The 14,361-nt window shown below is 62.2% G+C and carries 11 protein-coding genes; 6 read left to right on the top strand and 5 right to left on the bottom strand.

All coding sequences use genetic code 11. The features are described from left to right. Positions 1-11: 11 nt before the first annotated feature. Together LVS58_RS07615 and LVS58_RS07610 are read right to left on the bottom strand one after the other, a co-directional pair. Positions 12-506 (bottom strand): DUF934 domain-containing protein, encoded by a 495-nt coding sequence (locus LVS58_RS07615; RefSeq protein WP_003250391.1) that lies wholly within the window; start codon positions 504-506, stop codon positions 12-14. Continuing rightward, entirely contained in the window at positions 490-2,142 is a 1,653-nt protein-coding gene (locus LVS58_RS07610; protein WP_233690536.1) for a nitrite/sulfite reductase, read from the bottom strand. Before LVS58_RS07610 ends, LVS58_RS07615 begins: the two co-directional genes overlap by 17 nt. 213 nt (positions 2,143-2,355) lie before the next feature. Between LVS58_RS07610 and LVS58_RS07605 the strand changes: the two genes are divergently transcribed. Then, the gene (locus tag LVS58_RS07605) at positions 2,356-3,432 is read left to right on the top strand and encodes an ABC transporter substrate-binding protein (protein WP_233690535.1); all 1,077 of its coding nucleotides are present in this window, start codon (positions 2,356-2,358) and stop codon (positions 3,430-3,432) included. Positions 3,433-4,093: 661 nt separating this feature from the next. On the opposite strand, the gene LVS58_RS07600 is transcribed toward LVS58_RS07605, so the two are convergent. Both LVS58_RS07600 and metH read right to left on the bottom strand, forming a co-directional pair. After that, positions 4,094-4,309: a DUF2970 domain-containing protein gene (locus LVS58_RS07600; protein WP_233690534.1), complete on the bottom strand. Its 216-nt coding sequence runs from the start codon at positions 4,307-4,309 to the stop codon at positions 4,094-4,096. A 169-nt stretch (positions 4,310-4,478) separates the two neighbouring features. Then, positions 4,479-8,186, bottom strand: a complete 3,708-nt coding sequence (gene metH, locus LVS58_RS07595) for a methionine synthase (RefSeq protein WP_233690533.1) — start codon at positions 8,184-8,186, stop codon at positions 4,479-4,481. 181 nt (positions 8,187-8,367) lie between these two features. Here metH and LVS58_RS07590 point away from each other — a divergent pair, with 181 nt between their 5' ends. From LVS58_RS07590 to LVS58_RS07570, 5 genes are all read left to right on the top strand, one after another. Then, complete coding sequence (locus LVS58_RS07590; RefSeq protein ID WP_233690614.1) at positions 8,368-10,668, top strand: fatty acid cis/trans isomerase; 2,301 nt, start codon at positions 8,368-8,370, stop codon at positions 10,666-10,668. Between the two features lie 191 nt (positions 10,669-10,859). Further along, positions 10,860-11,894, top strand: coding sequence for an acyltransferase family protein (locus LVS58_RS07585; RefSeq protein WP_233690532.1), 1,035 nt, complete (start codon positions 10,860-10,862; stop codon positions 11,892-11,894). A gap of 58 nt (positions 11,895-11,952) precedes the next feature. Further along, the gene (gene nfuA, locus LVS58_RS07580) at positions 11,953-12,537 is read left to right on the top strand and encodes a Fe-S biogenesis protein NfuA (protein ID WP_003250416.1); all 585 of its coding nucleotides are present in this window, start codon (positions 11,953-11,955) and stop codon (positions 12,535-12,537) included. Positions 12,538-12,733: 196 nt separating this feature from the next. Next, positions 12,734-13,342, top strand: a complete 609-nt coding sequence (locus LVS58_RS07575; protein WP_233690531.1) for an SCO family protein — start codon at positions 12,734-12,736, stop codon at positions 13,340-13,342. Beyond that, on the top strand, positions 13,343-13,825 hold the full coding sequence (locus LVS58_RS07570; RefSeq protein ID WP_233690530.1) for a copper chaperone PCu(A)C: 483 nt from the start codon (positions 13,343-13,345) through the stop codon (positions 13,823-13,825). A 51-nt stretch (positions 13,826-13,876) separates the two neighbouring features. Here LVS58_RS07570 and LVS58_RS07565 read toward each other — a convergent pair whose 3' ends face one another. Beyond that, positions 13,877-14,104, bottom strand: coding sequence for a hypothetical protein (locus LVS58_RS07565; RefSeq protein ID WP_003250422.1), 228 nt, complete (start codon positions 14,102-14,104; stop codon positions 13,877-13,879). Positions 14,105-14,361 lie beyond the last annotated feature (257 nt).

Below are 14,361 nucleotides of genomic sequence, written 5' to 3'. Positions count from 1 at the left end.
GGGCAGGACGATCAGCGGCGGCGGAACAGCGGCAGCGGCTCGTCGGTGGCGGCCTGGTAGGTCACCGAGAAGTCCTTCAGGCTTTGCAGCGCGTCTTCCGGGTCCTTGTCGGCACGGATGGCGAATGCGTCGAAGCCGCAGCGGGCCATGAAGAACAGCTGGTCGCGCAGCACATCGCCGATGGCGCGCAGTTCGCCTTTGAACTTGTAGCGGTCACGCAGCAGGCGCGCATTGGAGTAGCTGCGGCCGTCGGTGAATGCCGGGAAGTTCAGGGCGATGACCTGGAAGTGGTGCACGTCTTCACCGATTTCCTCGGCTTCCTGGTCGCTGTCCAGCCATACACCCAGGCCGCCATCGCGGGCCTTGAGCACGTGGGCATGGTCGCGCCACATTTGCAGCGGCACGATGTAGTCGTCGCAGTTGGTCAGCTCGTCGAACGAGGTTTCCTTGGGCAGCAGGTGCCAGGTTTCGTCGACGATCTGGTTGTTCTTAATGATTCGCTGCATAGACGCGTTCCTTGAAGGGGTCGATGCCGATACGCTGGTAGGTGTCGATGAAACGCTCTTCCTCGGTACGTTGTTCCACGTACACGGCGATCAGCTTCTCGATCACATCGGCCATGTCATCCTGCGCGAAGGACGGGCCAAGGATCTTGCCCAGGCTTGCGCCGCGTGCGGCGTTACCGCCCAGCGACACCTGGTAGAACTCCTCACCCTTCTTGTCCACGCCGAGGATGCCGATGTGGCCCACGTGGTGGTGGCCGCAGGCGTTCATGCAGCCAGAGATGTTCAGGTCGATTTCGCCGATGTCGAACAGGTAGTCCAGGTCGTCGAAGCGGCGCTGGATGGACTCGGCAATCGGGATCGACTTGGCGTTGGCCAGCGAGCAGTAGTCGCCACCCGGGCAGCAGATGATGTCGGTCAGCAGGCCGATGTTCGGGGTGGCGAAGCCGCCTTCGCGCAGTTCCAGCCACAGCGCGTGCAGCTGGCGCTGCTCGACGTCGGCGAGGATGATGTTCTGCTCGTGCGAGGTGCGCAGGAAGCCGAAGCTGTAGCGTTCGGCCAGGTCGGCCACGGCGTCCAGCTGCTTGTCGGTCACGTCGCCCGGGGCAACACCGGTAGGCTTGAGTGACAGGGTAACAGCCACGTAGCCCGGGCGCTTGTGGGCGCGGGTGTTGCGCGAGCGCCAGCGGGCGAACCCTGGGTACTCGGCATCAACGGCGGTGTAGTCGACGTTGTCGAGTGCGAGATACTCCGGGTCGACGAAGTGGCGCGAGACGCGCTGTACTTCAGCCTCGGTCAGGGTGGTGCTGCCGCCACGCAGGTGGACCATTTCGGCCTCGACCTTTTCGGCGAACACTTCCGGGGTAAGGGCCTTGACCAGAATCTTGATCCGCGCCTTGTACTTGTTGTCACGGCGACCGTAACGGTTGTACACGCGCAGGATGGCGTCGAGGTAGCTGATCAGGTCCTGCCATGGCAGGAACTCGTTGATGAACGAGCCCACCACCGGGGTACGGCCAAGGCCGCCACCGACCAGCACACGGAAGCCCAGTTCACCGGCAGCGTTGCGCACCGGCTCCAGGCCAATGTCGTGCACTTCGATGGCGGCGCGGTCTTCCTGCGAGCCGTTGATGGCGATCTTGAACTTGCGTGGCAGGTAGGCGAATTCCGGGTGGAAGGTAGTCCACTGACGGACGATTTCACACCACGGGCGCGGGTCGATGACTTCGTCTGCGGCCACACCGGCGAACTGGTCGGTGGTGGTGTTGCGCAGGCAGTTGCCGCTGGTCTGGATCGCGTGCATCTGCACGGTGGCCAGCTCGGCGAGGATATCAGGGATGTCTTCCAGCGCCGGCCAGTTGAACTGCACGTTCTGGCGGGTGGAAATGTGGGCATAGCCCTTGTCATAGTCGCGCGCGATCTTGGCCAGGGTGCGGACCTGGTTGGCGTTCAGCTGGCCGTACGGCACCGCTACACGCAGCATCGGCGCGAAACGTTGGATGTATAGGCCGTTCTGCAGGCGCAGAGGGCGGAATTCTTCTTCGCTCAGCTCACCGGCCAGGTAGCGGCGGGTCTGATCACGGAACTGCTTGACGCGGTCCTCGATGATCCGCTGATCGTACTCGTCGTATACGTACATAAAAGTCCTGTCTCAGGCATGCAGCTATTCGCGCGCACGGCCGCGCACTCCGGTACGGAGCCGGGGAACGATAGCAGGTTGCGTTTATGCGCTAAAGTGATGTTTTTGCATATGAAAAGAACCAAATGGACTATGTGAGATTGACTGCCATTTGTGCGCTGAGCATCGCCAGGCGTTTATAATCCGGTGTTTGCTTCGCAGAGATGTGACCCCATGCTCAAGGCCCTGTGCCAAAACTTGTGCCTTGCCTTGCCACTGGTGGCAAATGCGCAACCGGCTTCGGTGGTGTTCCTCAACCCGGGGCTGTCCACCGAGACATTCTGGACCAGCTACACCCGCTTCATGCAGGCCGCCGCAGACGAGCTGGGCATGACCCTGCAGGTGCAATACAGCGAGCGCCGAGCCGACCTGGCACTGACCCAGGCCCGGGCTATCCTGAGCGCGCCGCAGCGGCCGGATTACCTGGTGCTGGTCAACGAGCAGTACGTGGCACCGGAAATCCTGCGGCTGTCGCGCGGCACCGGGGTGAAGTTGCTGCTGGTCAACAATGGCCTGACCGATAGCCAGCGCCTGAGCATCGAGGCCCAGCCCGACAAGTATGCCGAGCCCCTGGGTACCTTGATGAGCAACGACGAGCAGGCAGGCTTCCAGATGTTGCACCTGATGCTCGCACAGCTGCCACGCGACGCCGGGCCGGTGGACCTGGTGGCTTTTGCCGGGGTCAAGACCACCCCGGCCTCGCAGTTGCGCGTTGAGGGCATGCGCCGCGCCTTGGCCGATTTCCCTCAGGTGCGCTTGCGGCAAGTGGTATACGGCGGCTGGAACCGTCAGCGCGCCTACGAGCAAGCGCAGCAGTTGCTGGAGCGTTACCCGGCCACCCGCCTGGTGTGGTCGGCCAATGACCAGATGGCCTTTGGTGCCATGCAAGCGTTCGAGGAGGCCGGCTACACGCCGGGCCGTGACGTGCTGTTCGGTGCCGTCAACAGCTCGCCCGAAGCCTTGCGCGCGCGTATCGATGGGCGCTTGAGCGTGCTGATGGGTGGGCATTTCACCCTTGGTGGTTGGGCCATGGTGATGCTCCACGATGACGCCCACGGGCTGGCGTTGAACCGCGACGGCCTGCTCGAGCACCGTGTTCCGGTATTGCAGGAAATCGATCAGGCCAAGGCCAGGCGTTGGCTGGAGCTGTTGGATAGGGACGATTACGGCGTCGATTTTCGGCGTTACAGTGCCGAAGGGCGGCCGCCCGGTTACCGTTACCCGTTTCTGGCGTCACCGGTCGAATATTGAATGACCCTGCTTGAGGGAAGGGCATTGCTCGTCTTAACTGCTGATGGTGAAGTGCATTCCCATAACCACTACAAGAGGCAATGCAATGGGAAACTCAACCAAGGTCCGCAAAGCTGACAGCAGCGTCGATGCCTGGGCGATCCTGTGCCTGATCGTTCTGGTGGTGGTCACTGCCGTGTATTGGGTCAGCCACCAGTGACTTGAAACTCAAGACCGTGATGTAGCAGGGCGCCTGCGGGAGGGAATCTCGCAGGCGCTTTATTATTGCCTGTGCCCGTCTCTTTGCTGTGAGAACATCTGCCTCGAGAATGGCGTAGTCCCGTCGTAGGAGCGGGTTCACCCGCGAAAGGGCCGGCCCTGCTGGCCAATCTCCACCTTTCGTTCACCGTTGCCGCCGCCACCGTATTCGCGGGTAAACCCGCTCCTACAACAGATTGGTGGTGCACACAGGTCGGGGGTTGGACACAGGCCGCATGTAGGAGCGGGTTCACCCGCGAAGGGCCGGGCCTGCTGGCCAATTTCCACCTGCCGTTCACCGTTGCCGCCGCTGCCGTATTCGCGGGTAAACCCGCTCCTACACCGGATCGGTGGTGGACACAGGTCGGGGGTTGGGCACAGGCCGCTGTAGGAGCGGGTTCACCCGCGAAGAGGCCGGCACAGGTTAGCGGGTCAGGTGCAGGGCCAATTGCACCAGGCCGATCAATATCGCAATGAACACCAGGGTGAACAGCGCCCCTAGCGCAATGAAATGGCTGGCCTTGCCGTGGGTGAAATCGCGTGCGCGGTTTTTGCCGCTTTGCACGCCGAACGCGGCGGCGAGGATGCTGTGCAGCATTTGCCAGAAGGTCGGGGGTTTGCCCTTGCTGGAATCGTCCATGGTGGCTCCTGGGGAAATCAGAGGCAATCAAGGACAGTGTAGGCAATGGCTGTGAGGTTGCCCGTGCCGGCTTCTTCGCGGGTAAACGCGCACCTACAGGTAAATCACGGCCCTTGCGGCCTGTTCCATACCTGTGGGGACGAGCCCGCGAAGAAGCCAGCGCAGTCGTTTAGCTGTCATACCCCAGGTTAGGCGCCAGCCAGCGCTCGCTTACGCTGATATCCTGGCCTTTACGCGCGCTGTAACGTTCAATCTGGTCCTTGTCGACCTTGCCGACGGCAAAATACTTCGCCTGCGGGTGGGCAAAGTACCAGCCGCTGACCGCCGCCGCCGGGAACATCGCAAAGTGCTCGGTGAGGTACACCCCGCTTGGCCCGGTTTCACCGATGGCAGTGCCATCGAGCAGGCGGAACAGGGTTTCCTTTTCGGTGTGGTCGGGGCAGGCCGGGTAGCCCGGCGCAGGGCGGATACCGCTGTACTGTTCCTTGATCAGCGCCTCGTTGTCCAGGTGTTCGTCGCGGGCATAGCCCCAGTGCTCTTTACGCACCTGCTCGTGCAGCCATTCGGCACAGGCTTCGGCCAGGCGGTCGGCCAGGGCCTTGACCATGATCGAGCTGTAGTCGTCGCCCTTGTCCTGGTAAGCCTTGGCCACTTCCTCGGCACCGATGCCGGCGGTGGTGATGAAACCACCTACGTAGTCGGTAATGCCGCTGTCTTTCGGTGCGACGAAGTCGGCCAGCGACCAGTTGGGCTTGCCGTCCGGCTTGATGGTCTGCTGGCGCAGGTGGTGCAGGGTGGCCAGTGCCTGGCCATCTTCGCCGTAGACTTCGATGTCGTCATCGGCCACCTGGTTGGCCGGCCAGAAACCGAATACCGCACGGGCGCTGATCAGCTTCTCGTCGATCAGCTTGTCGAGCATCTCGCGGGCATCCTTGTACAGCGCCGTAGCAGCCTCGCCAACCACCTCGTCGGTGAGGATGCGCGGGAACTTGCCGGCCAGGTCCCAGGAGATGAAGAACGGAGTCCAGTCGATGTACTCGGCCAGGGTGCGCAAATCGATGTCTTCCAGCACCTTGACGCCGGTGAAGGAGGGCACCGCTGGCTGGTAGCCGGCCCAGTCGTACTGCGGCTTGGCGGCGATCGCCTGGGCGTAGCTGAGGCGCTCGGTGCGGGCGCTGCGGTTGGCGGTGCGCTCGCGCACGTCCACGTATTCCAGGCGGGTCTTCTCGACGAAGCCTGGTTTGAGCTCTTTGGACAGCAACTGGGTGGCCACGCCGACCGCGCGCGAGGCGTCGGTGACGTAGATGACCGCGTCGTTGCTGTACTTGGGTTCGATCTTGACCGCAGTGTGCGCCTTGGAGGTGGTGGCGCCACCGATCATCAGCGGCAGTTCGAAGCCTTGGCGCTGCATTTCGCGGGCAACGTGGACCATTTCGTCCAGCGATGGGGTAATCAGGCCGGACAGGCCAATGATGTCGCACTTCTGCTCGCGGGCCGTTTGCAGGATCTTTTCCGCCGGCACCATCACGCCAAGGTCGACGATGTCGTATCCGTTACAGCCCAGCACCACGCCGACAATGTTCTTGCCGATGTCGTGCACGTCGCCCTTGACCGTGGCCATCAGGATCTTGCCCTTGGCTTCCGGCTTGTCGCCTTTTTCGGCCTCGATGAACGGGATCAGGTGCGCAACGGCCTGTTTCATGACGCGGGCCGACTTGACCACCTGCGGCAGGAACATCTTGCCCGCGCCGAACAGGTCACCGACCACGTTCATGCCGTTCATCAGCGGGCCTTCGATCACTTCGATGGGGCGCGCGCACTGCTGGCGGCATTCTTCGGTGTCTTCGACGATGAACGCGGTGATGCCCTTGACCAGCGCATGCTCCAGGCGTTTTTCCACCGGCAGCGAGCGCCACTCTTCGTTTTCCACTTCCTTGGTTGCGCCGCCGCCCTTGTAGTCGTCGGCGATGGCCAGCAGTGCATCGGTGCCATGGGGGGTGCGGTTGAGCACCACATCCTCGACCTTTTCACGCAGCTGGGCCGGGATCTCGTCGTAGATTTCCAGTTGGCCGGCGTTGACGATACCCATGGTCAGGCCGTTCTGGATCGCGTGATACAGGAACACCGAGTGGATCGCCTCACGCACCGGGTTGTTGCCACGGAACGAGAACGACACGTTGGACACACCGCCCGAGCTCAGGGCGTGGGGCAGGTGATCGCGGATATAGGCACAGGCCTCGATGAAGTCGACGGCGTAGTTGTTGTGTTCTTCGATACCGGTGGCGACAGCGAAGATGTTCGGGTCGAAGATGATGTCTTCTGGCGGGAAGCCCACTTCGTTGACCAGGATGTCATAGCTGCGCTGGCAGATTTCCTTCTTGCGCGCGGCCGTGTCGGCCTGGCCGACTTCGTCGAAGGCCATGACCACCACGGCAGCGCCATAGCGCTTGCACAGGCGGGCGTGGTGCTTGAACTGCTCGACGCCTTCCTTCATGGAAATGGAGTTGACGATGCCCTTGCCCTGGATGCACTTGAGGCCGGCTTCGATCACTTCCCACTTGGACGAGTCGATCATGATCGGTACACGCGAGATGTCCGGCTCACCCGCGATCAGGTTGAGGAACCGGACCATGGCCGCCTGGGAGTCGAGCATCCCTTCGTCCATGTTGATGTCGATTACCTGGGCGCCGGCCTCGACCTGCTGCAGGGCGACTTCCAGGGCTTCGGTATAGTTCTCTTCGCGGATCAGCCGGGCGAATTTGGCGGAACCGGTGATGTTGGTGCGCTCACCGACGTTGACGAACAGCGACTGGCGGTCGATGGTGAACGGTTCCAGGCCCGACAGGCGGCAGGCCTTGGCGATTTGCGGGATCACGCGCGGCTTGTACTTGGCCACGGCTTCGGCAATGGCCTGGATGTGGCCTGGGGTGGTGCCGCAGCAACCGCCGATGATATTGAGGAAACCGCTGGCGGCGAACTCCTCGACCACCGCGGCCATCTCGGCCGGGGTTTCGTCGTATTCACCGAAGGCGTTCGGCAGGCCGGCATTGGGGTGGGCGGATACGTGGGTGTCGGCCTTGGTGGCCAGCTCTTCCAGATACGGGCGAAGGTCCTTGGCGCCCAGGGCGCAGTTCAGGCCCACGGAAATCGGCTTGGCATGACGCACCGAGTTCCAGAACGCTTCGGTGGTCTGCCCCGACAGGGTGCGGCCGGAGGCGTCGGTGATGGTGCCGGAGATCATGATCGGCAGTTCGACCTTGTCGTCCTCGAACACTTGCTGCACGGCGAAGATCGCCGCCTTGGCGTTGAGGGTGTCGAAGATGGTTTCGATCAGGATCAGGTCGGCGCCGCCTTCGATCAGGCCGCGGGTGGCCTCGATGTAGTTTTCTACCAACTCGTCGAAGGTGACGTTGCGAAACCCTGGGTCGTTGACGTCCGGGGAAATCGAGCAGGTTCGGCTGGTAGGGCCGAGCACGCCGGCGACGAAGCGCGGCTTGTCCGGCGTTTCCAGGGTCTTGGCATCGGCAACCTGGCGGGCGATGCGCGCGCCTTCGACGTTCAGTTCGTACACCAGCGACTCCATGCCGTAGTCGGCCTGGGAAATCTGCGTGGCGTTGAAGGTGTTGGTTTCGAGAATATCGGCACCAGCATCCAGGTAGGCCTTCTCGATGGCGGCGATCACGTCCGGGCGGCTAAGCAGCAACAAATCGTTGTTACCCTTTACATCGCTTGGCCAATCGGCAAAACGCGTGCCACGATAGTCGTGTTCCTCCAGACGGTAGCTTTGGATCATAGTACCCATGCCGCCGTCGAGGATCAGGATGCGCTCTTTGAGTGCGTTCTGGAGTGCTTGGAGACGAGCGCTGCGGTCGGACATAGGAACTACCTGGTCGGGCGAATAACAGAAGGTGCCGAATCATAACAAAGCTGCGCGGTTTTTACGCATGTCGCCCATTTGCATGAAAACTGCTCATGTTGGGCGGCCGCTGTCAGCGCAAAGCACCCAGGACGACCAGGCAATAAATCGTGATGGCTTCAAGAACCAGGACTATCCGCACATGGTGCATCGTATCCTTGCCGGCACCTTTGCCCTGCTCGTCAGCGGCGCGGTGTTCGGGCAGGTCCTCCAGTCGAGCCCGGCTATTTCCTACACCCGGGACATTCAACCGATTTTTACCGAGAAGTGCGTAGCCTGTCATGCCTGCAACGACGCCGCCTGCCAGCTGAAGCTGGAAAGCCCTGAAGGCGCTGTACGCGGGGCCAGCAAGGTCCCGGTGTACCAGGGCGAGCGGAGCAAGGCGGTTCCCACCACGCGGCTGTTCTACGACGCACATAGCGAAGAGCAGTGGCGCCAGAAGGGCTTTTACTCGGTGCTCGACAACCAGGGCGGTCAGGCCGCGCTGATGGCGCGCATGCTGGAGTTGGGCCACAAGACCCCGCTTACGCCCAACGCCAAGCTGCCCGAAGAGATCGTCCTGGGCCTGAGCCGCAACAACATGTGCCCGTTGCCCCATGAGTTCGACGCCTATGCCGGCGCACACCCCAAGGAGGGCATGCCGCTGGCGGTGACCGGGCTGACCGACAAGGAATATGACACCATGCGCCGCTGGCTGGCCGCTGGTGCGCCGGTGGAGTACCAGCCGATCCAGCCTAGCGCGGCCGAAGCCGGGCAGATCGCAACGTGGGAAGAGCTGCTCAACCGCCCGGGTTCCACTGAGGCGCTGGTGGGCCGCTGGCTGTACGAGCACCTGTTTTTGGCGCACATCTACTTCGCTGGCGGCGAGCAGGGCCACTTCTTCCAGTGGGTGCGCTCGCGTACGCCAAGCGGCAAGCCGGTCGATATCATTGCCACCCGCCGCCCCAATGACCCGCCGGGCACGGACTTCTACTACCGGTTGATCCCGGTGCAGGGCGTGATCGTGCACAAGACGCACATCACCTACCCAATGGGGCCGCAGAAGCTCAAGCGCGTGAAGCAGCTGTTTTATGCCGGCGACTGGCATGCCGCCGCGCTGCCGGGCTACGGCCCGCGCCACCGGGCCAATCCGTTCGAAACCTTCGAGGCGATCCCGGCAGTGGCGCGCTACCAGTTCATGCTGGATAACGCCGAGTACTTCGTGCGCACCTTCATCCGTGGCCCGGTGTGCCGCGGGCAGATTGCCACTGACGTGATCCGCGACAACTTCTGGGCGCTGTTCCAGGAGCCGGCCTTCGATCGCTACGTCACCGACGCCGAGTACCGGGGCGAGGCTACCCCACTGCTGGCCATGCCTGGTCAGATCGATGACGTGGGCAGTGTGCTGAGCCTGTGGCACGCCTATCGTGACAAGCGCAACGACTACGAGAAACTGCGCCGTGAAGCCTATGCCGAAATGCCTGCACCGAGATGGTCGACGCTGTGGGCCGGTAACGACAATGCGCTGCTGAGCATCTTCCGCCACTTCGACAGCGCCTCGGTGACCAAGGGCCTGGTGGGGGATGTGCCGCTGACCGTGTGGCTGTTCGACTACCCGTTGTTCGAGCGCACGTATTACCAGTTGGCGGTCAACTTCGATGTATATGGCAACGTTTCGCACCAGTTGCAGACGCGCCTGTACTTCGACCTGATCCGCAACGGCGCCGAGGTCAACTTCCTGCGCCTGATGCCAGCCGACCAGCGCAAGGCGATCCTTGGCGACTGGTACCAGAACAGTGGCAAGGTGAAGATGTGGATGGATTATGAAGACATCGACACTGACACCCCGAGTGGCATCACGCTCGACCCGCACAACCCCAAACGCGACTTCGGCCTGAAGCTGCTGCAGCGCACCGGCAGCCTGAATGCCGCACCGGACCCGATCAACCGCTGCCAGGGCGCGTTCTGCTCACGGCCGCAGATGAGCGAAGCGTTCCGCAATGCCGAGCAGTCGCTCAGCCGTCTGGTGTCGCGCCCGGCGGCCGGGCTCAAGGTGATCAACCAGTTGCCCGAGGCGACCATGCTGCGTATCGAGGGGCAGGGCGGCCAGCGTCAGGTGTACAGCCTGCTGCGCAACCGCGCGCACAGCAACGTGGCGTTTCTGCTGGGTGAGGCGTACCGCTACCAGCCGGGGCTCGATACCCTGACCCTGTACCCGGGGGTGCTCTCCAGCTACCCGAACTTCATCTTCAACATCCCGATCGAGGATGTGCCGGAGTTCGTCGAGGACATGGAGTATGCCAAAGATGATGCGGCGAAGTTCGAGCGCATTGTCATGCGCTGGGGTGTGCGCCGCAGTCACCCAGCGTTCTGGCGCTACTTCCACGACCTGAACAGTTATATCAAGGAGACCGAACCGGTCGAGGCGGGCGTGCTGGACATGAACCGCTACGAGAACCTCTGATCGGGTTGGCTGACCTTTCCGATTTGCCTGCGGTCGGACAGGGTAGGTGGTCTGGATCGATTGCTGGGGGCTGCGTTGCAGCCCTTCGCGGGTGAACCCGCTGCTATACAAGTACGGCGCTGCCATCAAGGCTGGCGCCGGCTTCTGCACTCGATACGGGCCTCAATGCACCGCCAAGCGCAGGGTATTCCATGCTGTATTCGCTTCAGGCACTGCGGGCGTTCGCCGCCTGGGTGGTGGTCTGCCACCATTTCATGCAGATCTTCTTCGACTTCCACGCCACCGGCCCCATCGGCCAACTGCTTACCGACCGGGGCGCCGTAGGCGTCGACATCTTCTTCGTCATCAGCGGGCTGGTCATCTACCTGTCAACCCGCGACAAAGCCATCGCACCGCGCCAGTTCCTGCTCAATCGGGTGCTGCGCATCGTTCCGGCCTACTGGTTCTACACAGCCCTGATGGCCATGTTGCTGCTGGCATTCAGCCAATGGATGCCACATCAGGCATTTGCCTGGCGGCACCTGTTCCTGTCGCTGCTGTTCATCCCGGCGGAAAACCCAGGTGGCTATGGCCTGTACCCGACCCTGAACGTGGGCTGGACGCTGAACTTCGAGATGTTCTTCTACCTGCTGTTCGGCCTGGCCTTCCTGGTACGCCAACGGTATCACCTGCTGCTGGTGGCTGCCGCTCTGTTGCTGGTCAGTGAGGTGCTGGGGCGCATGGGCGTGGTCAGCCGCTTCTACAACAACGACATCATCTACGAGTTTCTGCTGGGCATTGGTGTAGGCGTACTGTACCGCCGCGGGCTGATCCGGCAGGGCCGGTGGTTGCCGCTGGCGTTGCTGGGCGTAGCGGGCATGGCGATCTACTGTCTGGACGCTTCCCAACGCTTGCTGCACTGGGGGGTACCGAGTGCGATGATCGTCCTGGCCTTCGTGGCCATGGAGCCGCTGTTCCAGGGCAATCGGCTGCTCAAGGCCCTTGGCGACTGTTCGTACTCGGTGTACCTCATACATGTGCTGGTGCTGTATGCCGGTTGGTTCGCCAGCCAGCGCCTGCATCTGAACCCGTACCTGGTATTTGCCCTGTGCGTGCCGTCCATTGGACTAATGTCGTGGTTCAGCTACCAGTGGCTGGAGCGCGGCCTGTACCGGCGCATGCAGGCCTGGCTGGCGGCGCAACGGGGGCCGGCCCCTGAATATGCGCTTTCCCGAGTCAATTGCTAGGACTTTGTTCGAGGGCTGGGTTGGCGTACACTTGGCCGCAAGTCTGTGAGGAACCTACATGAGCGCTATAACCATTACCGACGCCGCCCATGACTACCTGGCCGATCTGCTCTCCAAGCAGAATACGCCCGGCATCGGCATTCGCATTTTCATCACCCAGCCGGGCACCCAGTACGCCGAGACGTGCATCGCCTACTGCAAGCCGGGCGAAGAGAAGCCTGACGACACCGCCGTGGGTCTGAAAAGCTTCACGGCTTACCTGGACGCCGTCAGCGTGCCGTTCCTGGAAGACGCACTGGTCGACTACGCCACCGACCGCATGGGCGGCCAGCTGACCATCAAGGCGCCAAACGCCAAGGTGCCGATGGTCAACGAAGACAGCCCGATCAACGAGCGTATCAACTACTACCTGCAGACCGAGATCAACCCCGGCCTGGCCAGCCATGGCGGCCAGGTGAGCCTGGTGGACGTGGTCGACGACGGCATTGCCGTGCTGCAGTTCGGTGGTGGCTGCCAGGGTTGCGGCCAGGCCGATGTCACCCTGAAGGAAGGCATCGAGCGCACCCTGCTCGAGCGTATTCCGGAGCTGAAGGGCGTGCGTGACGTGACTGACCACAGCCAGAAAGAAAACGCCTACTACTAAGTTGAAGGCGGCTCCCTTAGCAACAAAGTGTTACGGTTTCAACCCCTGCGACAACAGGCCGCAGCCCGTATTCAAAGGGCTGCAGGCCATCCCCGCCTTGGTCGGGTAGAACCCCTCTGGGTGTCATGCCAGAATGCCCCGGTTTTTCGACCGGCCCGTCCCAAGGGCCGGCACCTTCCCTGTAAAGGATGGTTTCATGAATGATCTTTTGACCCGGCGTGCAGTTGTCGCCGGCATGGGCGTTCTCGGGCTTGGCCTGTTGGCAGGCTGCAGCCCGGCCCGGGGGCTCGAGTTCAAGTACGGCAAGAACATGAGCAACGAAATCCTCGGGCGCAAGTTCAGCCTCAAAGACCCGCAAGGTAACGTGCGCACCCTGTCGAGCTTTTACGGCAGCATGCCGATGATCTTCTTCGGCTTCACCCAGTGCCCGGCCGTCTGCCCGACCACGCTGGCGCGGGCGGCGCAAATTCGCAAGCTGCTGAGGGGTCGCGACCGCGACCTGTTCCAGGTGGTGTTCATCACCCTGGACCCGGAGCGCGACACACCCGAGGTGCTCGATGCCTACGTCAAGGCCTTCGACCCGACGTTCACCGCGCTGACCGGCACCCCCGAGGAAATTGCCGCCGTGGCCAAGGAATTCAAGGTGTTCTACGAGAAGGTTCCGGCCGGAGACACCTATACCATTTCTCATTCGTCCACCAGCTACGTTTACGATACACGTGGCACCCTGCGCCTGAGCCTGGGCCATTCCCTGAATGCCAAGGAATGCGCCGAAGATCTGGTCACCCTGATGGAGATCTGCTGAATGTCGACGCAACCGATCAAACGCGGTTTGGCTGCCCTGGTACTGATCGGGCTGACCCTGCCGGCCTTGGCCCAGACCACCGTGAGTGATGCTTGGGTGCGCGCCAGCGTGCCGCATCAGCAGTCCACCGGTGCGTTCATGGTCCTGACCGCCAGCGGCGACAGCAAGCTGGTAGGCGTGGCTTCGCCCGTTGCCGAGACCGTGCAGGTGCACGAGATGACCATGAACGGTGACGTGATGGGCATGCGTGAGGTCAAGGCGGTCGAGTTGCCAGCCGGCAAGGCAGTAACCCTGGACCCGAATGGCCTGCATGTGATGCTGATGGGCCTGCACAATCAGGTAAAGGAAGGCGATAAAGTGCCGCTGACCCTTACCATCGAAGATGCAAACGGTGCCAAGGAAACACTGGACGTGCAGGCAGAAGTGCGCCCGCTCAACGCCGAGGCTGGCGGTGGGCATGACCACATGCACATGAAGCACTGACAGACCAAAGGGCCGCGCTTAGCGGCCCTTTTCTTTCTTCAGCTGCGTCTTTCAGCTACGAAAGCGCGGCAGCGGCCTGTCGAGCGTCAGCGAGGTCAGGGTCTTTCGAACCTGGGCCTCATCGGCCTCCAGTGCCTTCAGGCTGGCGCGGATCTTGCCGGCGGCGGGCACATCGCCCTGCCGGTCGATCCAGTCGGCAATCTCCTTGCAGGCACTGCTCAGACAGGCCTGGCGCTGGTTCATCAGCGACAGAAGGGTGGTGAGCTCTCTTTCGGACATGGCAGGATCCTCCATTCAGCCTTGTCAGTGTAGCAGAGGGTTGGCGGGGCTCTACTCCCTTGGCCAGAACGGCTGAGCCCATGGCAAGGGCTTTCCCTGATAGCGCCGTAACAACTCGTTACTTATACACGGCATGTTTATTGTTGCTGCTGGCGCGTTGCGTAAGGCATGAGGCGCGGCACTTGAAAGTAATGGGTGAAAGCGCTCTGTCGCGCTGCCTGGCAGCAGTAGCAATGTCTATATCCAAAAAATCTGGC

Origin of the sequence: Pseudomonas sp. JR33AA (assembly GCF_021378985.1) — a bacterium.
GTDB lineage: Bacteria > Pseudomonadota > Gammaproteobacteria > Pseudomonadales > Pseudomonadaceae > Aquipseudomonas > Aquipseudomonas alloputida.
The sequence above is the reverse complement of the archived record's forward strand: the minus strand, read 5'-3'. Positions and strand labels throughout refer to the sequence as shown.

Coding starts and splice junctions, on each gene's coding strand:
- LVS58_RS07615 (WP_003250391.1), bottom strand. CDS start 506: ATGCAGCGAATCATTAAGAACAACCAGATCGTCGACGAAACCTGGCAC.
- LVS58_RS07610 (WP_233690536.1), bottom strand. CDS start 2,142: ATGTACGTATACGACGAGTACGATCAGCGGATCATCGAGGACCGCGTC.
- LVS58_RS07605 (WP_233690535.1), top strand. CDS start 2,356: ATGCTCAAGGCCCTGTGCCAAAACTTGTGCCTTGCCTTGCCACTGGTG.
- LVS58_RS07600 (WP_233690534.1), bottom strand. CDS start 4,309: ATGGACGATTCCAGCAAGGGCAAACCCCCGACCTTCTGGCAAATGCTG.
- metH (WP_233690533.1), bottom strand. CDS start 8,186: ATGTCCGACCGCAGCGCTCGTCTCCAAGCACTCCAGAACGCACTCAAA.
- LVS58_RS07590 (WP_233690614.1), top strand. CDS start 8,368: ATGGTGCATCGTATCCTTGCCGGCACCTTTGCCCTGCTCGTCAGCGGC.
- LVS58_RS07585 (WP_233690532.1), top strand. CDS start 10,860: ATGCTGTATTCGCTTCAGGCACTGCGGGCGTTCGCCGCCTGGGTGGTG.
- nfuA (WP_003250416.1), top strand. CDS start 11,953: ATGAGCGCTATAACCATTACCGACGCCGCCCATGACTACCTGGCCGAT.
- LVS58_RS07575 (WP_233690531.1), top strand. CDS start 12,734: ATGAATGATCTTTTGACCCGGCGTGCAGTTGTCGCCGGCATGGGCGTT.
- LVS58_RS07570 (WP_233690530.1), top strand. CDS start 13,343: ATGTCGACGCAACCGATCAAACGCGGTTTGGCTGCCCTGGTACTGATC.
- LVS58_RS07565 (WP_003250422.1), bottom strand. CDS start 14,104: ATGTCCGAAAGAGAGCTCACCACCCTTCTGTCGCTGATGAACCAGCGC.